The sequence below is a fragment of the Stenotrophomonas maltophilia genome (genome assembly GCF_003970865.1).
GTDB lineage: Bacteria > Pseudomonadota > Gammaproteobacteria > Xanthomonadales > Xanthomonadaceae > Stenotrophomonas > Stenotrophomonas maltophilia_AR.
Window position 1 is genome coordinate 1 of record NZ_RXLZ01000055.1, and the last position, 26,255, is coordinate 26,255.

General features: G+C 66.6%; 21 protein-coding genes. 8 read left to right on the plus strand and 13 right to left on the minus strand.

Annotated elements, in window-relative coordinates:
• Nucleotides 1-329: 329 nt before the first annotated feature.
• The 3 genes from folD to moeB all read right to left on the minus strand — a co-directional run bounded on the left by folD (nucleotide 330) and on the right by moeB (nucleotide 4,995).
• The gene (gene folD, locus EKL94_RS16710) at nucleotides 330-1,208 is read right to left on the minus strand and encodes a bifunctional methylenetetrahydrofolate dehydrogenase/methenyltetrahydrofolate cyclohydrolase FolD (protein WP_005409307.1); all 879 of its coding nucleotides are present in this window, start codon (nucleotides 1,206-1,208) and stop codon (nucleotides 330-332) included.
• 181 nt (nucleotides 1,209-1,389) lie between these two features.
• Nucleotides 1,390-3,222, minus strand: coding sequence for a monovalent cation:proton antiporter-2 (CPA2) family protein (locus tag EKL94_RS16715; protein WP_126929942.1), 1,833 nt, complete (start codon nucleotides 3,220-3,222; stop codon nucleotides 1,390-1,392).
• Nucleotides 3,223-3,858: 636 nt separating this feature from the next.
• Nucleotides 3,859-4,995 carry a molybdopterin-synthase adenylyltransferase MoeB gene (moeB, locus tag EKL94_RS16720; RefSeq protein ID WP_126929943.1) on the minus strand — a complete coding sequence of 379 codons (1,137 nt, stop codon included), beginning with the start codon at nucleotides 4,993-4,995 and terminating at the stop codon, nucleotides 3,859-3,861.
• Between the two features lie 89 nt (nucleotides 4,996-5,084).
• Between moeB and EKL94_RS16725 the strand changes: the two genes are divergently transcribed.
• From EKL94_RS16725 to EKL94_RS16735, 3 genes are all read left to right on the plus strand, one after another.
• The gene (locus EKL94_RS16725; RefSeq protein WP_126929944.1) at nucleotides 5,085-5,900 is read left to right on the plus strand and encodes a helix-turn-helix transcriptional regulator; all 816 of its coding nucleotides are present in this window, start codon (nucleotides 5,085-5,087) and stop codon (nucleotides 5,898-5,900) included.
• A 74-nt stretch (nucleotides 5,901-5,974) separates the two neighbouring features.
• Nucleotides 5,975-6,610 carry a LysE family translocator gene (locus EKL94_RS16730; RefSeq protein ID WP_126929945.1) on the plus strand — a complete coding sequence of 212 codons (636 nt, stop codon included), beginning with the start codon at nucleotides 5,975-5,977 and terminating at the stop codon, nucleotides 6,608-6,610.
• A 94-nt stretch (nucleotides 6,611-6,704) separates the two neighbouring features.
• Complete coding sequence (locus tag EKL94_RS16735; RefSeq protein ID WP_126929946.1) at nucleotides 6,705-7,487, plus strand: lysine transporter LysE; 783 nt, start codon at nucleotides 6,705-6,707, stop codon at nucleotides 7,485-7,487.
• Nucleotides 7,488-7,624: 137 nt separating this feature from the next.
• Here EKL94_RS16735 and der read toward each other — a convergent pair whose 3' ends face one another.
• From der to ndk, 7 genes are all read right to left on the minus strand, one after another.
• Nucleotides 7,625-9,022, minus strand: a complete 1,398-nt coding sequence (gene der, locus EKL94_RS16740; protein WP_049453247.1) for a ribosome biogenesis GTPase Der — start codon at nucleotides 9,020-9,022, stop codon at nucleotides 7,625-7,627.
• A 15-nt stretch (nucleotides 9,023-9,037) separates the two neighbouring features.
• Nucleotides 9,038-10,246 (minus strand): outer membrane protein assembly factor BamB, encoded by a 1,209-nt coding sequence (gene bamB, locus EKL94_RS16745; protein WP_126929947.1) that lies wholly within the window; start codon nucleotides 10,244-10,246, stop codon nucleotides 9,038-9,040.
• Complete coding sequence (locus tag EKL94_RS16750) at nucleotides 10,246-10,884, minus strand: YfgM family protein (protein WP_032130493.1); 639 nt, start codon at nucleotides 10,882-10,884, stop codon at nucleotides 10,246-10,248. Before EKL94_RS16750 ends, bamB begins: the two co-directional genes overlap by 1 nt.
• A 65-nt stretch (nucleotides 10,885-10,949) precedes the next feature.
• The gene (locus tag EKL94_RS16755) at nucleotides 10,950-11,822 is read right to left on the minus strand and encodes a RodZ domain-containing protein (RefSeq protein WP_126929948.1); all 873 of its coding nucleotides are present in this window, start codon (nucleotides 11,820-11,822) and stop codon (nucleotides 10,950-10,952) included.
• 18 nt (nucleotides 11,823-11,840) lie between these two features.
• The gene (pilW, locus tag EKL94_RS16760) at nucleotides 11,841-12,626 is read right to left on the minus strand and encodes a type IV pilus biogenesis/stability protein PilW (RefSeq protein ID WP_126929949.1); all 786 of its coding nucleotides are present in this window, start codon (nucleotides 12,624-12,626) and stop codon (nucleotides 11,841-11,843) included.
• The gene (rlmN, locus tag EKL94_RS16765; RefSeq protein WP_005409296.1) at nucleotides 12,613-13,818 is read right to left on the minus strand and encodes a dual-specificity RNA methyltransferase RlmN; all 1,206 of its coding nucleotides are present in this window, start codon (nucleotides 13,816-13,818) and stop codon (nucleotides 12,613-12,615) included. Before rlmN ends, pilW begins: the two co-directional genes overlap by 14 nt.
• A gap of 10 nt (nucleotides 13,819-13,828) precedes the next feature.
• Nucleotides 13,829-14,254, minus strand: a complete 426-nt coding sequence (gene ndk / locus EKL94_RS16770) for a nucleoside-diphosphate kinase (protein ID WP_008265389.1) — start codon at nucleotides 14,252-14,254, stop codon at nucleotides 13,829-13,831.
• Nucleotides 14,255-14,579: 325 nt separating this feature from the next.
• Between ndk and EKL94_RS16775 the strand changes: the two genes are divergently transcribed.
• The 3 genes from EKL94_RS16775 (at nucleotide 14,580) to EKL94_RS16785 (ending at nucleotide 18,967) form a co-directional block, all read left to right on the plus strand.
• Nucleotides 14,580-15,233, plus strand: coding sequence for a TetR/AcrR family transcriptional regulator (locus EKL94_RS16775; protein ID WP_099497437.1), 654 nt, complete (start codon nucleotides 14,580-14,582; stop codon nucleotides 15,231-15,233).
• Nucleotides 15,234-15,286: 53 nt separating this feature from the next.
• On the plus strand, nucleotides 15,287-17,659 hold the full coding sequence (locus EKL94_RS16780; protein ID WP_126929950.1) for a 3-hydroxyacyl-CoA dehydrogenase/enoyl-CoA hydratase family protein: 2,373 nt from the start codon (nucleotides 15,287-15,289) through the stop codon (nucleotides 17,657-17,659).
• A 99-nt stretch (nucleotides 17,660-17,758) separates the two neighbouring features.
• Complete coding sequence (locus EKL94_RS16785) at nucleotides 17,759-18,967, plus strand: acetyl-CoA C-acyltransferase (RefSeq protein ID WP_126929951.1); 1,209 nt, start codon at nucleotides 17,759-17,761, stop codon at nucleotides 18,965-18,967.
• A gap of 521 nt (nucleotides 18,968-19,488) precedes the next feature.
• Here the strand turns inward: EKL94_RS16785 and EKL94_RS16790 are convergent.
• From EKL94_RS16790 to EKL94_RS16800, 3 genes are all read right to left on the minus strand, one after another.
• Complete coding sequence (locus EKL94_RS16790; protein WP_126929952.1) at nucleotides 19,489-21,207, minus strand: thiamine pyrophosphate-dependent enzyme; 1,719 nt, start codon at nucleotides 21,205-21,207, stop codon at nucleotides 19,489-19,491.
• Nucleotides 21,208-21,336: 129 nt separating this feature from the next.
• Nucleotides 21,337-22,191, minus strand: a complete 855-nt coding sequence (locus EKL94_RS16795) for an XAC2610-related protein (protein ID WP_126929953.1) — start codon at nucleotides 22,189-22,191, stop codon at nucleotides 21,337-21,339.
• Between the two features lie 36 nt (nucleotides 22,192-22,227).
• Nucleotides 22,228-22,710 (minus strand): DUF3574 domain-containing protein, encoded by a 483-nt coding sequence (locus tag EKL94_RS16800; RefSeq protein WP_010481551.1) that lies wholly within the window; start codon nucleotides 22,708-22,710, stop codon nucleotides 22,228-22,230.
• A gap of 214 nt (nucleotides 22,711-22,924) precedes the next feature.
• On the opposite strand from EKL94_RS16800, the gene EKL94_RS16805 reads away from it, so the two are divergent.
• Nucleotides 22,925-25,360, plus strand: coding sequence for a TonB-dependent receptor plug domain-containing protein (locus tag EKL94_RS16805; RefSeq protein WP_126929954.1), 2,436 nt, complete (start codon nucleotides 22,925-22,927; stop codon nucleotides 25,358-25,360).
• A gap of 126 nt (nucleotides 25,361-25,486) precedes the next feature.
• Nucleotides 25,487-26,245, plus strand: a complete 759-nt coding sequence (otsB, locus tag EKL94_RS16810; RefSeq protein WP_126929955.1) for a trehalose-phosphatase — start codon at nucleotides 25,487-25,489, stop codon at nucleotides 26,243-26,245.
• Nucleotides 26,246-26,255 lie beyond the last annotated feature (10 nt).

A 26,255-nucleotide genomic window follows, 5' to 3' on the forward strand; every position in this document is an offset into this window, starting at 1 on the left:
AGCCGCACCGCCCTGGAACCGTCTTTGGTAGGTGCCAACCTTGGTTGGCACAAACAGCCAGAGGCCTTCACCCCATCTGGGGCCCAGGTGCCGGACGGATCGTGCCAACCAAGGTTGGCACCCACCAACAGCGGGCAATGCCGCCAGCCGCACCGCCCTGGAACCGTCTTTGGTAGGTGCCAACCTTGGTTGGCACAAACAGCCAGAGGCCTTCACCCCATCTGGGGCCCAGGTGCCGGACGGATCGTGCCAACCAAGGTTGGCACCCACCACAGGCAGACCGACCAACGGTCGGCCCCCACCAACAGCAGATTTCCCCCAATCGCAGGTCAGCTCAGCGCTTCCGCCGCTTCCAACGTGTTCTGCATCAGCGTGGCCACGGTCATCGGGCCCACGCCACCCGGCACCGGGGTGATCCAGCTCGCCCGCTGGGCAGCCGCTTCAAATCCAACGTCGCCCACCAGCCGGCCGTCATCCAGCCGGTTGATACCCACGTCGATCACCACCGCACCCGGCTTCACCCATTCGCCCGGCACGATGCCGGGGCGGCCCACCGCCACCACCAGGATGTCGGCGTTGCGCACGGCCTGTTCCAGCACGTCCTTGGGGGTGAACTTGTGGCAGCTGGTCACGGTGCAGCCGGCAATCAGCAGCTCCAGGCCCATCGGGCGGCCGACGTGGTTGCTCACGCCCACGATGGTGGCGTTGCGACCACGCACCGGCTGGTCGGTGTGGCCCAGCAGCGTGGTGATGCCACGCGGGGTGCACGGGCGCAGGCCGAACTCGCGCAGGGCCAGGTGGCCGACGTTTTCCGGGTGGAAGCCGTCCACGTCCTTGCGCGGGTCGATGCGCTGGATCAGCCGGCGTGCGTCCGGAATGCCCGGCAGCGGCAGCTGGATCAGGATGCCGTTGATCTTCGGATCGGCGTTGAGCTGGTCGATCAGGTCGAGCAGCTCGGCTTCGGTGGTACCGGCCGGCAGATCGTAATCATGTGCTTCGATGCCGACCTTCTCGGCGGCACGGCGCTTGTTGCGCACGTACACGGTCGAAGCCGGGTCGCCACCCACCAGCACCACGGCCAGGCCCGGGCGGCTGCCGCCGGCGGCCACGCGGGCGTCGACGCGCACCTTCAGGCTGTCGAGCAGGTCCTCGGCGATACGGCGGCCATCGAGGATGCGGGCAGGAAGCTGGGAGGCGGAATCGGTCATCGGGAGCGGGCGTGGGGCGGCGGGGACGCTATTGTCCCTGATTCAGGCCCCCTCGCCCACCGCCGCGCGCCGACACCGCGCACCGGTAGTGCCGGCCGCTGGCCGGCAACCTCATGACGTCGGAACGTTTCCGTATCTGCCGGCCAGCGGCCGGCACTACCAGGCGATCAGCGCGCGGGCTCTATTCTTCCTCTTCCGGCACATCCTGCGGGTTCAGCGTCTTGCTCTCGCGCTTCGGTGCGGTGAACGGCGTCGGCGTCGGTACGCCCTGCGGGCTGTTGCCGTAGATCATCCGCGCGCCGGCATTCAAACCACCGCCGGCAATCTCCAGCTCGAAGCGCTCGGCATCGCGGCGGCGGATCTGCTCGGCAATCTCGATTGCATCGTCCTCGTCCGCACCCAGCTCCACCAGCGCGGCCTGGCCAAACAACACCGCCGATTCGAAGGTCTCTCGGATCTGGAAGTCGACGCCGGCATGGATCAGCCGCAGCGAATGTTCGCGGTCGAACGAGCGCACCATCAGCTTGGCCTGCGGGAACTCGTGCGCCACCAGCTCAACGATGCGGTCGGCGGCCTCGGCCTTGTCCACGCACACCGCAATCGCACGCGCGGTCGCGGCACCCGAAGCATGCAGCACATCCAGGCGGGTGCCATCACCGTAATAGATCTTGAAACCAAATCGCGCGGCGCTCTGGATCATCTCCACATCGTTGTCGATGATGGTCACGTCCACGTCGCGCGCCAGCAGCGACTGGCTGGCGACCTGGCCGAAGCGGCCGAAGCCGATCAGCAGCACGCTGCCGGACAGGCCATCGGCCTCGTCCACGCCGTCCATGTTCACCGTCGGCTTCGGCGCGATGCGCTTGTAGACCAGCACCACCAGCGGGGTCAGCGCCATCGACAGCACCACCACGGCGGTGAAGTTGGCGTTGATCTCCAGGTCGATCACGCCGGCCGATGCGGCGGCGGAGAACAGCACGAAGGCGAACTCGCCGCCCTGCGCCATCAGCACGCCGCGATCCAGCGCCTGCGCGTGGTCGCTGCCCATGATGCGCGCTACCACGTAGATGCACAGCGCCTTGGCTGCCATCAGCGCCAGTACCAGGCCGAGGATCAGCTGCCAGTGCGCGGCCACCACGCTCAGGTCCAGCGCCATGCCCACGCTGAGGAAGAACAGGCCGAGCAGGATGCCGCGGAACGGTTCGATGTCCGCTTCGATCTGGTGGCGGAAGGTCGACTCGCTCAGCAGCACGCCGGCCAGGAACGCGCCCATCGCCATCGACAGGCCGGACAGCTGCATCAGCAGCGCCGCACCCAGCACCACCAGCAGCGCGGCGGCGGTCATCACCTCGCGTGCCTTCGATTCGGCCAGCAGGCGGAACAGCGGGTTGAGCAGGAAGCGGCCGACCAGCACCAGGCCGACGATGGCACCCACGCCGATCGCCACCGACAGCCAGCGCGAACCCTCGCCATCGGCACTGCCCGCGCTCGGGCCCATCCAGGCCACCAGCGCCAGCAACGGCACGATCAGCAGGTCTTCGAACAGCAGGATGGAGACGATCTTCTGCCCCGACGGCAGTGCGATGTCGCCGCGCTCGGCCAGCAACTGCATCACCACCGCGGTGGAGGTGAGCACGAAGCCGGTGGCGCCGATGAAGGCCACCTGCCACGGCAGGCCGAACAGCTTGGCGATGCTGGTCAGCACCAGCGCACAGGTGACGATCTGCAGCGTGCCCAGCCCGAAGATTTCCTTGCGCAGGCTCCACAGGTGCGAGGGCCGCATTTCCAGGCCGATCACGAACAGGAACATCACCACACCGAGCTCGGCGGTATGCAGGATCGCCTGCGGGTCTGAGAACCAGCCCAGCCCGAACGGTCCGATCGCCAGGCCAGCGGCGAAGTAGCCCAGTACCGAGCCCAGGCCGGCCCGGCGGAACAAAGGCACCATCACCACCGCCGCGCCCAACAGGGCGACGACCTTGACCAGCTCGCTGGTCGCTGCTTCTACCGCCATGCGGTGTTTTCCCCAAGATCCAGAATCGGGTTCAACAATAGAGCAATGCCGATGACGGCAATAGCACGTATGTTGCGTCGGATTGTCTTGGAGATGGAACGATGCTGGGAGTGACCCCCGGCATCATCCCGAAACCATGCATGCGCGTCGGTAGGAGCCAACCATGCACCCGCCTCGGTAGGTGCCAACCTTGGTTGGCACGAAAACGCCGACCAAGGTCGGCATCCACCAAGGCATTCCCCGGCCAGCCTCACCCACCCCGACAAAACGCGGCGTAATCGATATACCCCGGGAAGGGCACGCCCGGTGCGCACACCGGGCAGTGCGGGTCCGGCCGGATACCGGATCCCGAAACCATGCACCCGCTTCGGTAGGTGCCAACCTTGGTTGGCACGAAAACGCCGACCAAGGTCGGCATCCACCAAGGCATTCCCCGACCGGCTTCACCCACCCCGGCAAAACGCGGCGTAATCGATATACCCCGGGAACGGCACGCCCGGCGCGCACAGCGGGCAGTGCGGGTCCGGCCGGATGCCGGATCCCGAAACCATGCACCCGCCTCGGTAGGTGCCAACCTTGGTTGGCACGAAAACGCCGACCAAGGTCGGCATCCACCCATGCATTCCCCGACCGGCTTCACCCACCCCGACAAAACGCGGCGTAATCGATATACCCGGGGAACGGCACACCCGGCGCGCACACCGGGCAGTGCGGGTCCGGCCGGATGCCGGTCTCGCGGAAGCGCATACCCAGCGCATCGAAGCGCAGCAGCCGGCCGACCAGCGGCTCGCCGATGCCCAGCAGCAGCTTCAGCACCTCCGTGGCCTGCAGCACGCCGGCCAGGCCGGGCAGCACGCCCAGCACACCGGCCTCGGAACAGTTCGGCGCGAACTCCGGCGGCGGCGGCTCCGGGAACAGGCAGCGGTAGCACGGTGCCACGCCGCGCTGGCGGCCGGCGTCAAACACGCTTACCTGGCCATCGAAGCGCTCGATGGCGGCGTACACCAGCGGCGTGGCGTGCTTGATGCAGGCGTCGTTGAGCAGGTAGCGCAGCGGGAAGTTGTCCGAGCCATCCAGCACCACGTCCACGCCCTCCAGCAGCGCATCCACGTTCTCGGAGGTGACCCGCTCCGGCACGGCCTCGACGTCGATCGACGGGTTCAGCGCCAGCAGCCGCTCGCGCGCCGAATCGACCTTGAGCTGGCCCACGCTGGCCTCGGTATGCACGATCTGCCGGTGCAGGTTGCTGCGCTCCACCCGATCATGGTCGGCAAAGCGCAGGTGCCCTACCCCAGCCGCAGCCAGGTAGAAGCCAGCCGGCGCGCCCAGACCACCCGCGCCCAGCACCAGCACGCGCGACTGCTGCAACGTGCGCTGGCCGGCCTCGCCCACCTGCGGCAACAGCAGGTGGCGCGAATAACGGTCGTAGAAATCGCGGTCGGCGGCACTGGCCAGCGGCTGCACCAGCGGCAGCGACTGCTCACGCCAGGCCACGGTACCGCCCGTCACTGAAGCGACGTGGATGTAGCCAGCCTCCAGCAGGAACTGCGCGGCATCGGCCGAGCGCTTGCCGCTCTGGCAGATCAGCAGGATCTCCTGGTCGTGCCGCGGCAGATGCGCGGCCGGGTCGGCCTGCAGCTCGCCTTTGGCCACGCCGCGCGCGCCCTCGGCCATTCCGCCGGCCCGTTCGTGCCCCTCGCGTACATCGATCAGCACCGCGCCGTGGGCCAGGCGCTCACGTGCCTGCGCGGGGGAAAGCTCTTGGATGCTCATGGCCGCATTATCGCGCAGACACCCTCGCCGCGCCTTGCCCCGAACATGGCACCATGCGGGCGTTGTCCCCTGCATCCCGGAACCGCTGCATGCGCCCTGCCACCGAATTCTGGCGTGACCCGCGCATGCCCTTCGTCGAAAGCCGACGGGCGTGCGACAGCCGCGCCTGCCATCGCCCGCACAGCCATGACACCTTCTCGATCGGCGCCGTGGACGCCGGCAGCAGCCTGTTCACCGGTGCTGCGGAAGGACCGCGCCTGCTGCAGCCCGGCAACCTGGTCGGCGTACCCGCAGGCCGCGTGCACGCCTGCAACCCCCTGCCCGGCCAGGTCTGGAGCTACCAGATGCTGCATCTGGACGCGCGCTGGATGGCCGAGGTTCGTGCCGAGTATGACGACCTGCCCGAACCCGACTGGCAGCAGGAACCGATCCGGATTGCCAACCATCGCCCGCGCTACCAGCAGTACTGCCATCTCAACGAAACGCTGTTCTCCGACGATCCGGTCAGCGTCAAGGAAGCTGCCCTGATCGCGTTCGTCGGCGATCTGGATGAACACGATGGTGTAGCCGTCGCTGGCCCGCCCGAAGATGCCGCATTACAGCAGAGGATGCAGCCGGTGATGGACGTTCTGCGCCAGCGGCTCGAACACACCCCGGCCCTGCAGGAGCTGGCATCGCTGGCAGGCATGAGCCGCTACCAGCTGATCCGCGCCTTCCGACGCGCCACGGGCCTGACCCCACACGCCTGGCAGATCGACCAGCGCATCCAGGAGGCCCGCCGCCGGTTGTGCGAAGGGCAGGCACTGGCCGTGGTCGCACATGCGCTGGGTTTTGCCGACCAGAGCCATTTCCAGCGGGTCTTCAAGGCCCACGCCGGTGCGACCCCGGGCCAGTACCGGCGCTGAGCCTGCAATAACGTTCAATACCATCGCGCGGCGCATCCCCAGACTGGCGCCCCAGCCAGCCGCCGCCGGACCCGATGGAACAGTTCCTGGTCATCGCCACCGTACATTTTCTCGCCCTGCTCTCACCCGGCCCCGACTTCTTCCTCGTTGCACGCACCGCGATCACCTCTGGCTGGCGCACCGCCAGTGGCGCCTGCGCAGGCATCGCCGTCGGCAATGGCGTCTTCATCGTGGCCGCTTTCACCGGAATGGCCATGCTGCGCGCAGGCAGCGCGGGGTTCATTGCGGTGCAGTTGGCGGGCTGCGGGTTCCTGCTGTACCTCGGTGCGCTGTTCCTGCGCCATGCGGGTTCGACGACGCTGCAGGCGTCTGAAGCTGCCGCCGGATCGCGAGCAGGTGATGCCCACGGATGGTGGAAGGCGGCAGGGCTGGGCGCCCTGTCTGCGCTGCTGAACCCGAAGAATGCGCTGTTCTACACAACGTTGGCGGCAATGCTCAACGGTCCGCAGGCCAACGCCGCAACAAAATTCTTCTATGGCGCGTGGATGTTCGGCATCGTCCTGCTATGGGATCTGCTGGTCGCCGCGCTGGTCGGCCACCCGTGGGTGCTGGGTCGATTCGCACGCGCCCTGCCCTGGCTGGAACGGGCCGCAGGGCTCCTGATGATTGCGCTGGCGCTATGGATCGTCGTGTCGCTATGGGTGGGCTGATGCCGGTGATTCGCGCCTGCCGCAATGGCGTTCAATACGGTGCGTCCGCCGCAGCCCACACTCGGCACTTTCTGTAGGTTGGTGGCAGGTTTACGTGCAGCAGTTCTTCATCATCGCGGTGCTGTACGGCTTCGCCATGCTCCTGCCTGCTTCGAATCACGCCAAGATCCTGCGCACCGCGATGGGCGCGGGCGGGCACGCCGCCATGGCAGCGTCGTTCGGTATCGCCATCGGTACGGGTGTCATCTGCGCCACAGCATTCGTTGCAGCGGGCATGCTGGGAAACCGCGGTCTGTGGGCGCTGGCGATGCAGTGCGCGGGCTGCCTCCTGCTGCTGCGCCTGGCGGGTATGTGCCTGCGCGACGCCGGCTTGACCACCTTCTCTCCGCTTTCCCTGCAGATGCCCTGGGGCCTGAGCGCCCGCTCCCGTTGGCCGCACGCCGAAGCAGGATGCCTGCTGGCGCTCGCCAGCAGCAGCAACTGGATGCTGCAGTTCGCGATTGCAGCCCTGGTCAGCGGCCTCGTTGCCGAGATGGGTACCAAGGCCGCTTACGTGGCCTGCCTGAGCGGCGTTGCGCTGTCGCTCGGCCTACTGATGGCGTGGCTCGGCAGCCATCCGCGCTGGGCACAGGGGTGTTGCCGATTGCTTCCGTGGCTGGAGCATGCCGCGGGCCTGGTGATCGGTGCGGTGTCGGTGGCGTACCTGGCAGGTGCACTGGGTACGACCCTGGTCTGGGCAAGCATCACGGGGCAGGCGCGGCTGCCGGAATCGATCCCGGCCGCAAGCCAGGTGCAGCCGGCTTCTACATCGCGGCGTAGCCGAGGCATGCCATGCGCGTTGCCGCATTGCCGCGCTCGTCGCAGCAGTCCGCCTTGATCAAGATCTATAGACGCGGGGGTAGTGCCGGCCGCTGGCCGGCAACCTCGTGTCGTCTGATGCGTTCATGACCTGCCGGCCAGCGGCCGGCACTACCGCAAACAAGAAAGGCGGCCCTGCGGCCGCCTTCTCGTGAATCACTTGCCCTTGACGTGCTTCATCAAGCGCCGCTTGGCCTTGACCTGCCGCTCGGTGAGGACGTTCTTCTTGCCCTCGTACGGGTTGGTACCCTCGCGGAAGATGAAGCTCACCGGCGTACCGATCAGCTTGAAGCGCTTGCGGAAGAAGTTCTCCAGGTAGCGCTTGTACGACTCCTGCAGCTCCTTCAGGCGCGTACCGTGCACGATGAAGGTCGGCGGGTTTGCGCCGGCCGGGTGCACGTAACGCAGCTTGGAGACGTGGCCGCGGATGGTCGGCGGCGGGTTGGTCTCGTAGGCCACTTCCAGCGCCTTGTTCACTTCGCTGGTGGTGAAGGTCTTGTTCGCCGATTCGTGCGCACGGTGCACCGCACGGAACAGCTCGCGCAGGCCCGAGCCGTGCTTGGCCGAGATGCGGACCGATTCAGCCCACGGCACGAAGCCCAGCTTCAGCGACAGCATGGTCTCGGCCTGCTCGCGCTGGTATTCGGTCAGGCCATCCCACTTGTTGATGGCGATCACCAGCGCGCGGCCGGCATCGAGCACGGCGCCGAGCACGGTGGCGTCCTGGTCGGTCACGCCTTCCGTAGCATCCAGCATCAGCACGGCCACCTGGCACTGCTCGATCGACTGCATGGTCTTGACCACCGAGAACTTCTCGACGACCTCGTCCACGCGCGAACGACGGCGCAGGCCGGCGGTATCGATCAGGCGGTATTCGCGACCGTCGCGCTCCAGGTCCACCGCGATCGAGTCGCGGGTGGTGCCCGGCACATCGGAGGCGATCATGCGCTCCTCGCCGAGGATGCGGTTGACCAGGGTCGACTTGCCCACGTTCGGACGGCCAACGAAGGCGATGCGGATGCGATTCGGATCGTTGTCCAGCTCTTCGCCGCTGCCTTCTTCCGGCAGGCGCTGGACCACTTCGTCCAGCAGGTCGTCCAGGCCCTGGCGATGCGCAGCCGACACGGTCAGCATCTCGCCGAAGCCGTAACGGGCGAACTCCGAACGCACGGTGTCCTCGTCGGTACCGTCGATCTTGTTGATCAGCAGCAGCGTCGGGCGCGACAGCTTGCGCAGCCAGGCCAGGATCTCGTCGTCCATCGCCGAGGTACCCTCACGGGCATCGACCACGAACAGGATCAGGTCGGCTTCGGCGGCAGCGGCGCGGGCCTGGCGGGTGGTAGCCCCGGCCAGACCCTCTTCCTCTTCCGCGATACCGCCGGTGTCGACGACGAGGAAATGATTGTCCTCGTCCAGACGGCAGACACCGTAGTTACGGTCGCGGGTGACGCCGGGCTGGTCATGGACCAGCGCGTCACGGGTGCGCGTAAGCGCATTGAAAATAGTCGACTTGCCGACATTCGGCCGTCCAACCAGGGCGACCAAAGGCAGCATCGCGATTACTCCAATTTAATTTGCCAACCGGAAGGCGGTCAGCTTGCCATCAACGTTCTGCACCAGCAGCACCCCGTCTACGACGATTAGCTGGGCCAGCAGGGCGTCACCGCCACTCTTTGCCCGTGCCGCCATCGCACCATCGGAGGTCTGCAACCAGTGCAGGTATCCCTTGTAGTCGCCGACCACGACGTAGTCGCCGTGCAGTGCCGGGCCGGTCAGCGAGCGACGGGCCAGTGCGGTCTGCGACCACATCGCCGCACCGCTGGCCTTGTCCAGGCCGAACACGCCGCCCTTGTTGTCGGTGACGAACACATTGCCGGACGAGACCGCCACACCACCGGCACCGCCATGGTCGCGCGCCCACAGCGGGCGACCGGTCGGGCCTTCGATGGCCATCGTCTGGTTCTTGAAGCTGCTCACGAACAGGGTGTTGCCATCCAGCACCGGCGCGCCGTCGACATCGGCCATGCGCTCCAGCTCGGTACGGCCTTCACCGTTGCCCACGTTCTGTTCCCACAGGGTGCGGCCATCCTGCTGGGCCAGGGCGGCAACCGCACCCTCGTCCTTGCCGATGAACAGCACGCCCGGGCCGGTCACCACCGGCGCGTTGCCACGCACGGTCAGTGCCGGCAGCTCACTCGGGTTGAACCACTTCTGGGTGCCGTTGCCGGCATCGAACGCGGTGATGCGACCGTCATTGCTGCGCACGTAGACCGCGCCCTGGGCGATGGCCGGCGCGGCGATGACTTCACCCGGAACACGGGCGCGCCACTTCTCGCTGCCGTCGTTGATGTCCAGGGCGATGACCTGGCCATCCAGCGTGCCGATCACGACCAGGTTCTCACCGACACCCGGGCCGCCGGACAGGCGCAGCTTGGCCTTCTTCTTTTCCTTCTTCGGCTCCCAGGTCCAGACCTTCTTGCCGGTCTGCAGGTCGATGGCGTGCACGCCACCGGTGAGCGCCGCAGCGAACACGTGGCCGTTGGCCACGGCCGGGCCCTGGCGCACGCCGATACGGCGCTCGCCCTTGCCGAGGTTGACCGACCAGGCCTTGTTGACCTTCAGGGTCGGCTCGAACTTGACCAGCTCAGCCGGTTCCTGTGCCTTCTTCGCGGCCGCGTCCTTGCCGGCGAACCAGCCCTTCACGGTGCTGCAGCCGGTCAGGGCCATGCCCATCAGGAGCACGGTGGCGACGCGGGTGATCATGACCTTCTGACTCATCAAACCGACTCCGCAGGGGCGGCAACGGTGCCGCCGGCGTCCATAACCTTGGTTTCCAGCAGGCGCCGCTGCGGCGCTGCCACGTCCAGCGACTTCAGCGCTTTCTCGTACTGGCCCCGGGCGTCATCACGCTTGCCCTGCGCCATCAGCGCGTCGCCATGGATTTCCAGGCTGCTGCTGTCGGTGGCGCTGCCCAGCAGCTTGATCGCCTCGTCACTCTTGCCGGTGGCCACCAGCAGGCGGGCCACGCGCTGGTCGACCACGCGCTGCAGGTCACCTTCGACCTTCACGCCGCGCAGGGTGGCCAGGGCTTCTTCGTTCTTGCCGGCGTCGACCTGGGCCTTGGCCAGCTGCAGCGCCGCGAGGTCGCCGTAGATGCTGGACGGGCCGGCTTCGAGCGCCTTGACCGCCTTGGAGGCGTCGTCGAGCTTGTTCTGCTGCAGGCCAACGAGCGCCTTCTGGTACTCGACATTGGCCGAGGCCAGCTTGCCGCCCTGATCCTTCTGGTACCACTGCCAGCCGGCAATGGCACCGATGGCGATGACTACGCCACCGAGGATGCTGGCGCCATTCTTCCGCAGCCAGCTGCGGACGCGTTCACTTTGTTCGTGCTCGTCGAGCAGATCGTCGATCGCCATGCGTACTCTCGCCCCGCCCATCGGGAGGGACCATTGGGATTAATCGAAGGTGGTGAAACCGCGCCTCAGTGCGAAACCGGGACTACGGAGCCTTCAGAGGATACCTGAAAGCGTGCCACGTTGGCTCGCTGGTAGGGGGTCAGATCGACGATAGCGCCGTTCTGCTGAACCTGGACCGCCGAGGCGTTGCCCAGGGTCACCCGGGTCACCTGACCCGGCGTGAAGCTGCGGCTCTCGCCGGACTTGATCAGCGCCTTCTCGACGGTAGCGCCGTCCGGGCCGCCGATATCGACCCAGCTGTCGCCACTGAACTGCATGTCCAGCGTGTTGGCGGCAGCCGCTGGTGCCGGGGCTGAACGCGGCACCGGGGCCAGCGAGGCCACGTACGGGGTGGCGGCCGGCTTGCTGGCCGGGGCACTCGCCACCTCAGCCACGGCGGCCGGCTCGACGCCGGCGGCAGACGGGGTCACCGGCACGGCGGCCGGGATCGCGTCCAGCGAAGCGGTGTTCGGCGACGGCGTCGCACTGCCATCGAAATGGTCACGGGTGGCGAACCACACCGGAACCGCCAGCACCGCGGTGATACCGACATACAGCACGCGACGGCCGAGATTCTCGGCAATGCGGCGCGCACGCGGGGTGTGGGTATGGCTGACCAGGGTGGGCGGAACCACCGGGCCGACCTGGGCCTGCTCCAGCAGCTGGCTCACATCCACGTCAAGCAGGCGCGCGTAGCTGCGCAACTGGCCGCGCACGAACACCGGCGCGCCGAGCTTCTGCCATTGCTCTTCTTCCAGCGACCTGACCACCTGGACCGGCATGCGCAGGCGCGAGCCGACATCTTCGAGGGTCAGTCCGGCCGCCTCGCGGGCCTGGCGCAGGCGGCTGCCGCAGCCGGCCGCAGTCTCGAGAGCGCTCACAGTCTGGTCATCAATCACAATGCATCAACCCTGGAGTTAGGAGCCCGCTTCCTGCGGAAATTCCTGTCGAATGCGCTGAAGATAGCGGTCAGATGCCGCCCGATCACCCAGCCGCGCTTCGATTTGAGACGCAAGTTGTAACACGGAACGCGTTGCGGGTGCAGCCGCAATCCTACGTTCGGCGAAGGCCCGGGCCTCCATGAAGCGGCCCTGGCGGAAGCTGAGCTGGGCCATCGCCTCCAGCGCGACCGGGTTTCCCGGCAGCGTCGACAGCGCCGCGCGCAGGTCGCGCTCGGCACGTTCAAGCTGGCCAGCGTCCAGGGCACAGCCCCCGGCATTGGCCTGGGACTCGGCCGGCGTAGCGTAGCCCGGCGCCTGCAGCGCACGATCGAACCAGACCAGCGACTCGGCCGGGCGACCCTGCTGGCACAGCCACGCGCCGTAGTTGTTGAGGATGTCCCCGCGCTGCGGCGCCTGTTCGGCAGCCCTGCGAAAGCTCTCGCCAGCCTGCTGGGTACGGCCACGGCGCTCGTCGATGCCAGCCAGCAGCACCAGCGCATCGGGCGATTCGGGAGCCAGCTTCAGCGCCTCGCGCACCTTGCGTTCGGCCGCATCGAGGTTGCCGACCTGCATGTCGCGGGCGGCCAGTGCCAGCAGGTCCTGCAGGCGCACCTGACGTCGCACGTTGTCCGGATCACGGACCGAGTAGACCGGCGCCTCGCTGGGGCCCAGCTTGGCCTTGGGTTGGGATTTGCAGCCGCCGACCGCAACGGTCAGCACGCCTGCGAACAGAACCAGCCAGAGGCGGTCAGGCCGCGGCATCGCTCCCCTTCCCCGCCTGCAGCGTCTTGTTGAACTCCGCCTGGCGGCGGGTGCGGTCCATCACCTGGCCCTTGAGCTGGCCGCAGGCGGCGTCGATGTCGTCGCCTCGGGTGCGGCGGACCATGGTCAGCACGTTGCTGTCGAGCAGGATCTTCTGGAAGGCGCGGATATGTGCTTCTTCCGAACGCTCGTAGCGGGTACCCGGGAACGGGTTGAACGGAATCAGGTTGACCTTGCCCGAATCCTTGGCCTGCACCGCGTTGTCGAACTGGCGCATCAGCCGGGCCAGTTCGCGGGCATGCTCGGGCTTGTCGTTGATGCCCTTCATCAGGGTGTATTCGAAGGTGACCGATTCGCGGCGCTTGTTGGCGCGCAGGTAGCGTGCGCACGAGGCCATCAGCTCGGCGATCGGATACTTCTTGTTGAGCGGCACCAGGGTCTCGCGCAGCGCGTCGTTCGGCGCATGCAGCGACACCGCCAGCGACACGTCGCTTTCGGCAGACAGGCGGTCGATCTGCGGCACCAGGCCGGAGGTCGACAGGGTCACGCGCTTGTTGGCCAGGCCGTAGCCCAGGTCGTCGCGCATCACGCTCATGGCGCGCACGACGTTGTCGAAATTCATCAGCGGCTCGCCCATGCCCATCATCACCACGTTGGTGAGGCGGCGCATCTGGTGCGGCACGTTGCCCAGGTGGCGTGCGGCAACCCACACCTGGCCGATGATCTCGGCGGTGGTCAGGTTGCGGTTGAAGCCCTGGGTGGCAGTGGAGCAGAACGTGCAGTTCAGGCCGCAACCGACCTGCGAGGAGACGCACAGCGTGCCGCGGGTCTTGTCGGGGATGTACACGGTCTCGATGGCGTTCTTGCCATCCACGCCCATCGCCAGCAGCCACTTGTGGGTGCCGTCGGCGGAGGGCTTGTCGAACACGATGTTGGGAACCAGCACCTCGGCATGGGCCTGCAGCTTGGCGCGCAGGACCTTGCCGAGGTCGGTCATTTCATCGAAGTCGGTGACGTAGCGATGGTGGATCCACTTCATCACCTGATGGGCACGGAACTTCTTTTCGCCAAGAACCTCGACGAAAAACTTCTCCAGGCCCGCGCGATCGAGGTCGAGCAGGTTCTGCTTGCCAGCCGTGGGTGCCGACTTCGGCAGCGGCTGGATGGCGGGGGACTGTACGACCTCGTTCACGGCATTACTCTCAGCGCGAAACGACTTCGGTGGCGGCGAAGAAGTAGGCGATTTCAATCGCGGCATTCTCGACCGAGTCCGAGCCGTGGGCGGCGTTGGCATCGATGGATTCGGCGAAGTCGGCGCGGATGGTGCCCGCAGCGGCTTCCTTCGGGTTGGTGGCGCCCAGCAGGTCGCGGTGGGCCAGGACGGCGTTCTCGCCTTCCAGGGCCTGGATCATCACCGGGCCGGAGATCATGAACTCGACCAGCGCGTTGAAGAACGGACGCTCGCGGTGAACGGCGTAGAAGCCTTCGGCTTCACGGCGCGACAGCTGCTTGTACTTGGCGGCCACGACCTTCAGGCCGGCCTTTTCGAAGCGGGCATAGATTTCGCCGATGACGTTCTTGGCAACGGCGTCCGGCTTGATGATCGAAAGGGTGCGCTCCAGCGCCATGGGATGTCTCCAATGGAATCGGGCCGCTGATGGCCCGAAGGGTAACATGAAAAAAACCCGCGTCGGGACGCGGGCTTAGCCTGATAAACGTAGGCGAATTGTAAAAGATAAAGCCGCAGCATGGTAGTGCCGGCCGCTGGCCGGCAGGCTGGTACCCCACGGGCTGCCCGAGGTTGCCGGCCAGCGGCCGGCACTACCCTTTGTGCCCATTCACCCACCTGAGCGGATTCTGACCGCAGCGGGCATTTTTGCTGCACTGCAAAATGCCATACGCTACCGTCTGGTCCTAGTATCAAACAATCGTTTGATTAAGGTCCGCCCGCCGATGGCCAAACCCGCCCACTTTTCGACCAAGGACCGGATCCTCGGCGCGGCCGAGGAGCTGTTCGCCCAGCATGGCTTCGCCGGTACCTCGCTGCGCCAGGTGACCAGCCAGGCCGACGTCAACATCGCCGCGGTCAACTACCACTTCGGCTCCAAGGAAAACCTGGTCAACGAGGTGTTCCGCCGCCGCATGGACGAAATGACCGGGGCACGTCTGGCGCAGCTCGAGCGCGCCCGCAGCGAGCACCCCGGCGAACTGCGCCCGGTACTGGCCGCCTTCGTCGAACCGGCGCTGGCGCTTGCCCAGGACCGCCAGAACGGCGGCGCCTTCGTGCGCGTGATCGCCCGCGCCTACGCCGAGAAGAACGACAACCTGCGCAAGTTCCTGTCCGACCACTACGGCCACGTACTGCGTGCGTTCGGCAAGGCGATTGCCGAATGCGCGCCCGACCTGAGCAAGGAAGAGCTGTACTGGCGCCTGGATTTCCTGGCCGGCTCGCTCACCTATGCCATGGCCGACTTCGGGCTGATCAAGCGTCCCGCCGGTGTCACCGAAGCGGCGCATCGTGCCCATGCCGCCCACGAACTGATCCATTTCGCCGAAGCTGGGTTCCGCGCCGCCGCACGCGCCAGCGCCCTGCCCGCTTCCCCGTGATTCCACCGGGTGTGACCCACCCAGTAACTGCTGACCAACAAAGGCCCTACACCATGTCCAATTCCCTGCTAGTCCGCCGCGCCGCCGTGCTGGGTGCCGGCGTCATGGGTGCCCAGATCGCCGCCCACCTCACCAACGCTGGCGTCGACACCGTGCTGTTCGACCTGCCTGCCAAGGAAGGTCCGGCCGACGGCATCGTGCTGAAGGCGATCGCCAACCTGGGCAAGCTGAGCCCGGCGCCGCTGGCCAGCAAGTCGCTGGCCGAAGCCATCACCCCGGCCAACTACGAGTCCGGCCTGGAGCAGCTGAAGGACTGCGACCTGATCATCGAGGCCATCGCCGAGCGCATGGACTGGAAGCAGGACCTGTACAAGAAGATCGCGCCGTTCGTGGCCGACCACGCGGTGCTGGCCTCCAACACCTCGGGCCTGGGCATCAACAAGCTGGCCGACGTGCTGCCCGAGCAGCTGCGCCACCGCTTCTGCGGCGTGCACTTCTTCAACCCGCCGCGCTACATGCACCTGGCCGAGCTGATCCCGGCCACCACCACCGATGCCGCCGTGCTGGAAGGCCTGGAAGCATTCCTGGTCACCACCCTGGGCAAGGGCGTGGTGTACGCCAAGGACACCCCGAACTTCATCGGCAACCGCATCGGCGTGTTCTCGATCCTGTCCACCATCCACCACACCCAGCAGTTCGGCCTGGGCTTCGATGAAGTGGACGGCCTGACCGGCCCGCTGGTCGGCCGCCCGAAGTCGGCTACCTACCGCACCTCCGACGTGGTCGGCCTGGACACCATGGCCCACGTCATCAAGACCATGGGCGACACCCTGCCGAGCGACCCGTGGCATGAGTTCTTCAAGTCGCCGAAGTGGCTGGACGCGCTGATTTCCAAGGGCGCGCTGGGCCAGAAGACCGGCGCCGGCATCTTCCGCAAGGTCGGCAAGGACATCGTCGTGCTCGACCTGGAGAAGCAGGACTACCGTCCGGCTGATCGCGCTGCCGCGCCGGAAGTGGTCGAGATCCTGAAGATCAGGAACCCGGCCGAGAAGTTCGCCAAGCTGCGCGAGAGCCAGCACCCGCAGGCGCAGTTCCTGTGGGCGACCTTCCGCGACCTGTTCCACTACAGCGCCTACCACCTGGCCGACATCGCCGAGACCGCGCGCGACGTGGACCTGGCCATCCGCTGGGGCTACGGCTGGTCGCTGGGCCCGTTCGAAACCTGGCAGGCCGCCGGCTGGAAGCAGGTTGCACAGTGGATCGCTGATGACATCGTCGCCGGCAAGAGCATGAGCAACGCGCCGCTGCCGGATTGGGTGTTCGATGGCCGCGATGGCGTGCACGCCGCCGAGGGCAGCTACAGCCCGTCGCGCAACGCCAAGCTGCCGCGCTCGTCGCTGCCGGTGTACCAGCGCCAGCGCTTCCCGGATCCGCTGCTGGGCGAGAAGTTCGCGCCGGGCGAGACCGTGTTCGAGAACGACGGCCTGCGCATGTGGCACGACGGTGATGGCATCGCTGTGGTCAGCTTCAAGACCAAGATGAACACCGTGTCCGACCAGGTGCTGGACGGCCTGCAGGAATGCGTCAGCCGCGCCGAGAAGGATTTCCAGGGCCTGGTGATCTGGCAGCAGAAGGAACCCTTCTCCGCCGGTGCCGACCTGGCCGGTGCACTGGGCCTGCTGCAGGCCGGCAAGGTCGACCAGTTCGAAGAAATGGTGGCCAACTTCCAGCGCACCAGCCAGCGCATCAAGTACTCGCTGGTGCCTGTGGTTGCCGCCGTGCGCGGCCTGGCGCTGGGTGGTGGCTGCGAGTTCCAGATGCACAGCGCCAAGACCGTGGCCTTCCTGGAAAGCTACATCGGCCTGGTCGAGGCCGGCGTCGGCCTGCTGCCGGCCGGTGGTGGCCTGAAGGAACTGGCCGTGCGCGCCTCGCAGGCCGCTGGCCCGGGCGGCGACGTGTTCGCCGAACTGAAGAAGACCTTCGAGACCGTGGCGATGGCCAAGGTCTCCAATTCCGCGGTCAACGCCAAGGAACTGGGCCTGCTGCGCAGCACCGACAAGGTGGTGTTCAACAGCTACGAGGCCCTGCACATCGCCAAGGCCGAAGCGCGCGCCCTGGCCGAAGCGGGCTACCGTCCGCCGCTGCCGGCACGCCGCATCCAGGTCGCCGGTGACGTGGGTATCGCCACCTTCAAGATGATGCTGGTCAACATGCTGGAAGGCCGCTTCATCAGCCCGTACGACTACGAGATCGCCGAGCGCATCGCCACCGTGCTGTGCGGTGGCAAGGTCGACCGCGGCACCCTGGTCGACGAAGAGTGGCTGCTGACCCTGGAGCGCAAGCATTTCGTCGAACTGGCCCAGCAGGAAAAGACCCAGGCCCGCATCGCGCACATGCTGAAGACCGGCAAGCCGCTGCGTAACTGATTGATGGCGGGTGCCGGCCCCGGGTCGGCACTCCTCTGCCTCTGGTGGGTGCCGACCGTTGGTCAGCACTCCGGCTAAAAAATTCGAGAGATCACTGCAATGACCAAGCAAATCCAGGACGCCTACATCGTCGCCGCCACCCGCACCCCGGTTGGCAAGGCGCCCAAGGGCATGTTCCGCAACACCCGCCCCGACGACATGCTTGCGCATGTGCTGCGCAGCGTCGTCGCACAGGCCCCGGGCGTGGACGTCAACCGCATCGATGACGCGATCATCGGCTGCGCCATGCCGGAAGCCGAGCAGGGCATGAACGTGGCGCGCATCGGCGTGCTGCTGGCCGGCCTGCCGAACACCATCGCCGCACAGACCGTGAACCGCTTCTGCTCCTCCGGCCTGCAGGCCGTGGCGCAGGCCGCCGACGCGATCCGCCTGGGCAACGCCGACCTGATGCTGGCCGGTGGCACCGAGTCGATGTCGATGGTGCCGATGATGGGCAACAAGATCGCCATGGCGCCGAGCGTGTTCGACAACGACCATGTTGCCATCGCCTACGGCATGGGCATCACCGCCGAGAAGGTGGCCGAAGAGTGGAAGGTCTCGCGCGAAGACCAGGACGCCTTCGCCCTGGCCTCGCACCAGAAGGCCATGGCCGCGATCCAGAACGGCGACTTCAAGGACGAGATCAGCCCGTACGACATCGTCTCGCACCTGCCGGACCTGGCCGATGGCCAGCGCATCATCACCCGCAACAAGCTCGCCGACACCGACGAAGGCCCGCGCCCGGATTCGTCCGCTGAAGGCCTGGCCAAGCTGCGCCCGGTGTTCCGCAACGGCCAGTTCGGCGGCACCGTCACCGCCGGTAACTCGTCGCAGATGAGCGACGGCGCCGGCGCCGTGCTGCTGGCCTCGGAACAGGCGATCAAGGACTACGGCCTGACCCCGCTGGCGCGTTTCGTCAGCTTCTCGGTAGCCGGTGTGCGTCCGGAAGTGATGGGCATCGGCCCGATCGCGGCGATTCCGAAGGCACTGAAGCAGGCCGGCCTGACCCAGGACCAGCTGGACTGGATTGAACTGAACGAAGCATTCGCCGCGCAGTCGCTGGCGGTGATCCGCGATTGCGGCCTGGACCCGAGCAAGGTCAACCCGCTGGGCGGCGCCATTGCCCTGGGCCACCCGCTGGGTGCAACCGGCGCGATCCGTACCGCGACCCTGCTGCACGGCCTGCGTCGTCGCCAGCAGAAGTACGGCATGGTGACCATGTGCATCGGCACCGGCATGGGCGCAGCGGGTATTTTCGAGGCGCTGTAGGTTCAAAGCGTTGCCGGCGGACGTTTCGGCTTGCTGTGGGGCCCGGGTGGGTGAGGCTGCCCGGGACACGCCGTAAACCCGTCCCTGGGGGCTTGTCAGCGGCATCCATGCCGCTGACAGTCCCGGGCAGCCTCACCCACCCGTGCCATCCAACATTCCGCGCGGCGGAGGGATGAGCAAAGGCAGGATCAAGAGCTGGGATCAGATCCCTTTGCTGCGCAAAGGGATCTGACCCCAACAAGCAAAAAAGGCAGCCATCGGCTGCCTTTTTGCTTTTGCTCTTGCCCTTGATTCCGCCCTTCCCGTCCGCGCCCGCAGGAAACCTGACAGGCGGGACGGGTGGGCCTTTGCAGGACCGTTCGCCGCATGGATGCGGCGACCGAGCCCCCATGGACGGGTTTACGGCGTCCCCCGCAACCGGATCCACCTCGCCAACCCACGGATACCCAGCTGTTGCTGTTGCTGTTGCTTCGACCTTCGCCTCCGCGGGTGCAGGGCGCAGCCCTGCATCGACCAACCCCTCACTTCTTCAGGAAGTTGTCCACCAGCAGATGCTTCACGTCGTCGAAGCGGCCGTTCAATACCGCCTTGGCCGCATACAGCGCCGTACCGGCCACCTGCTTGGCCTCGATCTGTGGCGGCATCACCAGCTCGGCGCGGCTGGTATGCACGTCCAGCAGCGCCGGGCCACGCTGGGACAGGAAGTCCAGCACCGCTTCCTCCAGGTCCTCGCTGCGCGTCACCGTGCGGCCGTGGAAGCCGATCACCTCGGCCAGACGGCCGAAGTCCGGATTTTTCAGATCGGTGTAGTTGTCCAGCAGGCCTTCCACCTTCTGTTCCAGCTCGACGAAGTTCAGCGAACCGTTGTTGAACACCACCACCTTGATCGGCAGGTTCTCCTGCACTGCCGTCAGCAGGTCGCCCAGCAGCATCGCCAGGCCACCGTCACCGGACAGCGAAATCACCTGACGGCCGGGGAACGCCTTCTGCAGGCCCAGCGCCTGCGGCATCGCGTTGGCCATCGTGCCGTGCAGCAGGCTGGTCAACGTGCGGCGGCGGCCGTTGACGCGGATATGCCGCAGTACCCACACCATCGGCGAGCCGCCGTCTGCAGTGAACAGCGCATCGTCGCTGGCATGCTTCGACAGCAGCGCCGTCAGGTGCTGCGGATGGATCAATTCGCCTTCTCCCGGTTGTTCTTCCTGCTCGCGCTTCTTCAGTGCCTTGTCGCGACGCCCGATGCACTCGTCCAGGAAGCTGCTGTCCTCGCGCAGCGGCAGCATCGGCAGCAACGCATCCAGCGTCGGTGCGATATCACCGACCACGCCAAGGTTCACCGGGTGGCGGCGGCCGAGATGGCTGCCATCGCGGTCGACCTGGATGATCGTGGCCTTGTCCGGATAGAACTGGCCCCAGGCGAAATCGGCGCCGAGCAGCAGCAGCGTGTCGCACTCCATCAGCGTGTGGAAGCCGGACTCGATGCCGAAGATACCGGTCATGCCCATGTTGTACGGGTTGTCCGGCTCGACGAAGTCCTTGGCGCGCGAGGTATGCGCGATCGGGGCCTGCAGGCGCCGGGCCAGTTCCAGCAGCTGTGCGTGCGCGCCTTGGCAACCGGCGCCGGCGTAGATGCCGATGCGCTTGCCCTGCCCCAGCAGCTCGGCGATACGCTGCAGTTCGGCGTCGGAAGGACGAAGCACCGGCTGGGTGTAGTGCACCGAGAACGGTACATCGTGCTTCACCTCGGCCTGGCTGATATCGGCGGGCAGGATCACCACCGCTACGCCGCGGCGGCTGATCGCAGCCTGGCAGGCCAGCGTGACCACACGCCGGGCCTGTTCGGCGCTGTGCACCTGCTCGCAGAACACCGAACAACTGGCGTAGACCGCCTTGAAGTCCACTTCCTGCGGGAATTCCATGCCCAGCTCGCTGGTCACCACCTGACTGGCGATCAGCACCATCGGCGCACGGTTGCGGTTGCTCTCGAACACGCCGTTGATGAAATGCAGGCTGCCGGGCCCGCAGGATCCGGCACAGGCGGTCAGTTCGCCACTCACCAGCGAATCGGCGCCGGCAGCGAACGCTGCCACTTCTTCATGGCGCACATGCACCCACGCGATCTCGCTGCCATGCATCGCATCGGTCACATGGTTGAGCGTATCGCCCACGATGCCGTAGCAACGGCGGACACCGGCCTGCTGCAGGGCGTCCACCACGATTTCGGCCACGCGCTTGCTCATCGGATACATCCTCGAACGGGGGAACGTCCGAGGCTAGACCCGATGAAGTGATGCCTCCGCAAAAAAAGGGGACGGAGGGAATCAAGTCGTATGTGCCACAAACGACTTGATTCCCTCCGTCCCCTTTTCTCAATCGTTGACGTTGATCCAACCTTCCACCGCGCCCTGCTTAGCGTTGCGGTAGCGCAGCTTCACCCAGCCGTCCTGTTCATCCAGCAGTTCCACGCGGTCGCCCTGCACCAGATAGCGTTTGGTGCTGGATGCGCCGGGTCGGTCGAACAGGAACAGGCGCGCGGGTACCACGGTGGCCTGCTGGCCATGCAGCGGCCCGTCCGGCGGTGCACCCAGGCCATCGGCGATGGCGCTCTCCAGCACGCGGCCAGCGGAATCATAGGTGCGCCAGACCGCCAATGGGCCCTGTTCGTCGGTCTGTTCCCAATGCAGCGCGACGTTCAAGGTATCGCCCAGCATCAGCACGCTCTCGGCGCGGTACAGATAGAGTTTCGCGCCTGCAAACCGGTACTGGTCGGTGTACCACATCGGGCCACTGCGGCAGTTGCTGGTCAGGGTGCGGCTCGGACGATCGACCGTCAGCCCCATCAGGTCACCGCAACTGTCCTTGCCGTGGGTTTCAGCCTGCAGCGCGCGGAACCCGGCACTGGCCGGATCGAACCGGTACACCGCCACTGCTTCGTTGACCATGCCCACCGATGCACGCGCAATCAGTTCCGGGTAGCCGTCGAAATCGATGTCCTCCAGACCCCATCGCGAATTGCCGTCGGCATCCGCCGCGCCCGCCAGCGTCTGGCGCTTGCCCGACGGTGACAGCTGCACCGCGATGCTGCCGTCCTGCTGGGGATCGGCATGCGCCTGCACATGCGCGGCCACTTGGAACCGTAGCGTTTCGCCCTCGTCCTCCGCCTGCGCCGTCGGTGCCAGCACGCCTGCCAATACCAGGCCCAGCATGCATTCCCTGTAGTTCATCATTGCTCCCTGCGGCACCGCGGCGGCACCTTCAACTCAGAACGATACCTCGACCGGCTGCCGCGACCACAGCACCGATTGATGCTTGGTCTGCTGCTTCCACGCCAGGCGGATCGCTTCGATATCGGCGCGACGCTGCGGGGTGTCCTCGTGCAGCACCACCAGCACCTTGGTGCGCAGGCGGTTGGGCGCGGCATCGCCTCGGAACAGCCACTGGCCATAGGCATCGAACACGGTCAGGCCATCCGGGAAGCGCGGGGTCACCTCCTTGTCCAGGAAGGTGCGCCACTGCGCCTCGCTGATGGTATCGGCCTGCGGGCGGTTGCCGGCGCCCTGCTCCTCGCCCACGCCGAAGTACAGCTCGCTGCGCACCCAGCCGTGGCCGGCGGACGGGCGTGCGGCATCGCCCTTCAGTTCGGCGGTGGTGGCCGTGGCATAGGCGCTGGGCGCCTGCGAAGAGAGGCTGGCGCAGCCACTGGTGGCCAGCAGCACGGCGAAGACGAGGCCAAGGTGTTTCATCGGTACAGCTCCGGGGAAGGGGGACAAGGCGAGCCGGCAGCGTACAGCGCCACCGGCCCGGCGTGCTGATGCCAGCAGGGCATCAACTCGTGCCGGACCGGCAGGGGCTTGCATCGGCACCGGCCATCACGCGAAGATAATATATCGCTTCATCCGGATGGATGTAAGTGAAACCATCTCCCCCTTCCCCGTCGTCGTTGTTGCTGGAGCCCCCATGTCCGCCCGCCTGCCTGCGTCGCCGCTCGGCCTCGCCATCGCCCTCTCTCTTTCCTCCGCTGCCGTCCCGGCCCTCGCCCAGGACGCCACCAATCTGGACACGGTGATCGTCACCGGCACCCGTGCCGCCGACCGCACCGTGCTCGAATCCACCTCGCCGGTGGATGTGCTCACCGCCGAGGACATCCGCAAGGCCGGCGTGGTCAACGGCGAGCTGGGCAGTGCGTTGCAGGCGCTGCTGCCGTCGTTCAACTTCCCGCGCCAGTCCAACTCCGGTGGCGCCGACCACGTGCGCGCGGCACAGCTGCGTGGCCTGTCGCCGGACCAGGTACTGGTGCTGGTCAATGGCAAGCGCCGCCACCACACCGCGCTGGTCAACACCGACAGCAAGATCGGCAAGGGCACCACCCCGGTCGACTTCAATTCGATTCCGGTCAGCGCGATCAAGCGCATCGAAGTGCTGCGTGACGGCGCCGGTGCGCTGTATGGCTCGGATGCGGTGGCCGGTGTGATCAACGTGATCCTCGACAACGGCGGCGACGGTGGCGAGATCGAGGCCAGCTACGGCGCCAACCACACCGACCTCAAGCCGATCGGGCGTACCCTCACCGACGGCCAGACCGGCAACATCAGCGCCAAGGTCGGCACCTCGCTTGGCGAAGACGGCGGCTTCCTGCGCGTGGGCCTGGAGTACAAGCACCGCAATGGCACCAACCGCGCCGGCTTCGACCAGATCCCGCCGTGGGACCAGACCCCGGACAACCTGGCGCTGCAGGGCAAGCGCAACTATGTGCTGGGCGATGGCAAGAGCAAGGACATCAACCTGTGGCTGAACACCGAGATCCCGGTGGGCCAGACCTCGACGTTCTACGCCTTCGGCACCTTCAACCAGCGTGACACCGAAGGCGCGAACTACTTCCGCTATCCCGATGGCGATGCCAACTGGAAGCAGGTCTATCCGAACGGCTACCGGCCGATCTCCGAAGGCGAGAACCGCGACGTGCAGGCCGTGGCCGGCGTGCGCGGGCAGTGGGGTGAATGGAGCTACGATGGCAGCCTGGATTACGGCCAGAACGACTTCACCTACCGCCTGCGTGATTCGCTCAACGCGTCGCTGGGCCCGACCAGCCCGACCCGCTTCAAGACCGCTGACTACGAATACGCGCAGACCGTGGGCAACCTCGACCTGAGCCGCGTATTCCCCCAGAGCGACAGCATCAGCCACACCCTGGGCCTGGGCGTGGAAGCGCGCCATGAGCGCTACCAGACCCGTCCCGGCGACCCGGCCAGCTATGCGGCCGGCCCGTACACCGACCGCCCGACCGGTTCGCAGGCCGGTGGTGGCCTGACCCCGCAGGATGCGGCGCGCCTGTCGCGCGATGTCGCCAGCGCCTACGCCAGCCTGTCCAGCCAATTCGGCGAGAAGTTCTCCACCGACCTGGCCGCGCGCTACGAGCACAACGACGATTTCGGCGGCGAACTGACCGGCAAGCTCGGCCTGCGCTATGAATTCACTCCGGCGTTCGCATTGCGCGGTGCCATCTCCAACAACTTCCGCGCACCGTCGCTGGCACAGATCGGCTACGAATCCACCTCCACCGGCTACAACGCCGGCGGCCAGCTGGTACAGGGCCGCCTGTTGTCGGTCAACAATCCGATCGCGCGTGGCCTGGGTGCGCAGAACCTGAAGCCGGAGAAGTCGATCAACACCTCGCTGGGCTTCACCAGCCGTATCGGCGAGCATTTCGACCTGTCGCTGGACTTCTTCCAGATCGACATCGACGACCGCATCGCGCTGTCGGAGAGCATCACCGGCGATGCACTGACCGACTTCGTGGCCGCCAACTACGGCGTCAGCGGCCTGCAGAGCGCCAGCTTCTTCGTCAACGCGGCCGATACCCGCACCCGAGGCGCCGAACTGGTGAGCAACTGGCGCCAGTCGCTGGGCGATGGCCAGCTGCTGCTGACCGGCACCTATGCGTACACCAAGACCACGCTGAAGAACGTGCTGGCCACCCCGGCACAGCTGCGTGCGCTGAATCCGGACTATGTGCTGTTCGGCATCGAAGAAACCAACACGCTTACCGATGCCACGCCGCGCACGCGCGGCAGCTTCTCGGCCGCATGGAGCAACGACCACTGGTCGCTGAGCAGCCGCGTGAACCGCTACGGCAGCGCCACCCGCGTGTTCAACTTCGGTGACGGCTACATCCCGCGCCAGACCTACCAGGCCGAATGGCAGCTGGATGCGGAAGTGGAGTACCGCATCACCCCGCAGTGGAGCGTGGCCATCGGCGGGCAGAACCTGACCGACAACTACCCGGATCGATCCAACAGCGATATCCACTACTTCGGCAACCTGCCGTACGACGTGCTGTCGCCGATCGGCAGCAACGGTGCGTATTACTACGGCCGCGTCCGCTATACGTTCTGATTCGCCAGTCTGGTAGTGCCGGCCGCTGGCCGGCAACCTCAGGGCGCCGGCCAGCGGCCGGCACTACCTTGATTCGTAGCCTGCCCTCGACCCCACGTACACGCCCACGCTGGCAAGCTGGGCGTCATGGCTGAACCGCTCCCCCTGCGTCCGCCACCGCCATTGCTGGACGACGCCTGTGCGTTGTTCCTCGATGTCGACGGCACCCTGATCGAATTCGCTGCACGCCCGGATGCCGTGCAGCTGCTGCCGGATGTGCGTGAAGCCATCGGCCGCATCAGCGACCGCCTGGAAGGTGCCGTGGCACTGGTCAGTGGTCGCCCGCTTGAACAGCTGGATCAACTGTTCGCGCCTTTGAAACTGCCCGCCGCCGGCCTGCATGGCCACGAACTGCGCGGCGAAGATGGTCGTGTGCTGCGCGACGAACATGACGACGACACCGCCGAATGGCTGCACGCGCTGCACCAGCAGGCGATGCGCTTTGCCCACGGGCATCCCGGCGTGCTGGTGGAAGACAAGGGCGTCGGCCTGGCCCTGCACTGGCGCGGTGCGCCGCATGCCGCCAGCGATGTCCGCGCCTTCGCCGACCGCCACGTGCGCGGCCGTACCAGCTATCGCCTGCAACCTGGCGACCATGTGGTCGAGTTCGTGCCTGTCGGCACCGACAAGGGCCGCGCCGTGCGGCGGATGATGCAGTACCTGCCCTTCCGCGGCCGCCTGCCGGTGTTCCTCGGCGACGACCTCACTGATGAGTTCGGCTTCGACGCTGCCAACGGCCAGCATGGCTGGAGCGTGCTGGTGGGCGAACGCGAACCCAGCAAGGCGGTGTTCGCGCTGCCCGACATACGCAGCGTGCACGCCTGGCTGCGTGAGAATGCCTATTGACCCGGCCCCC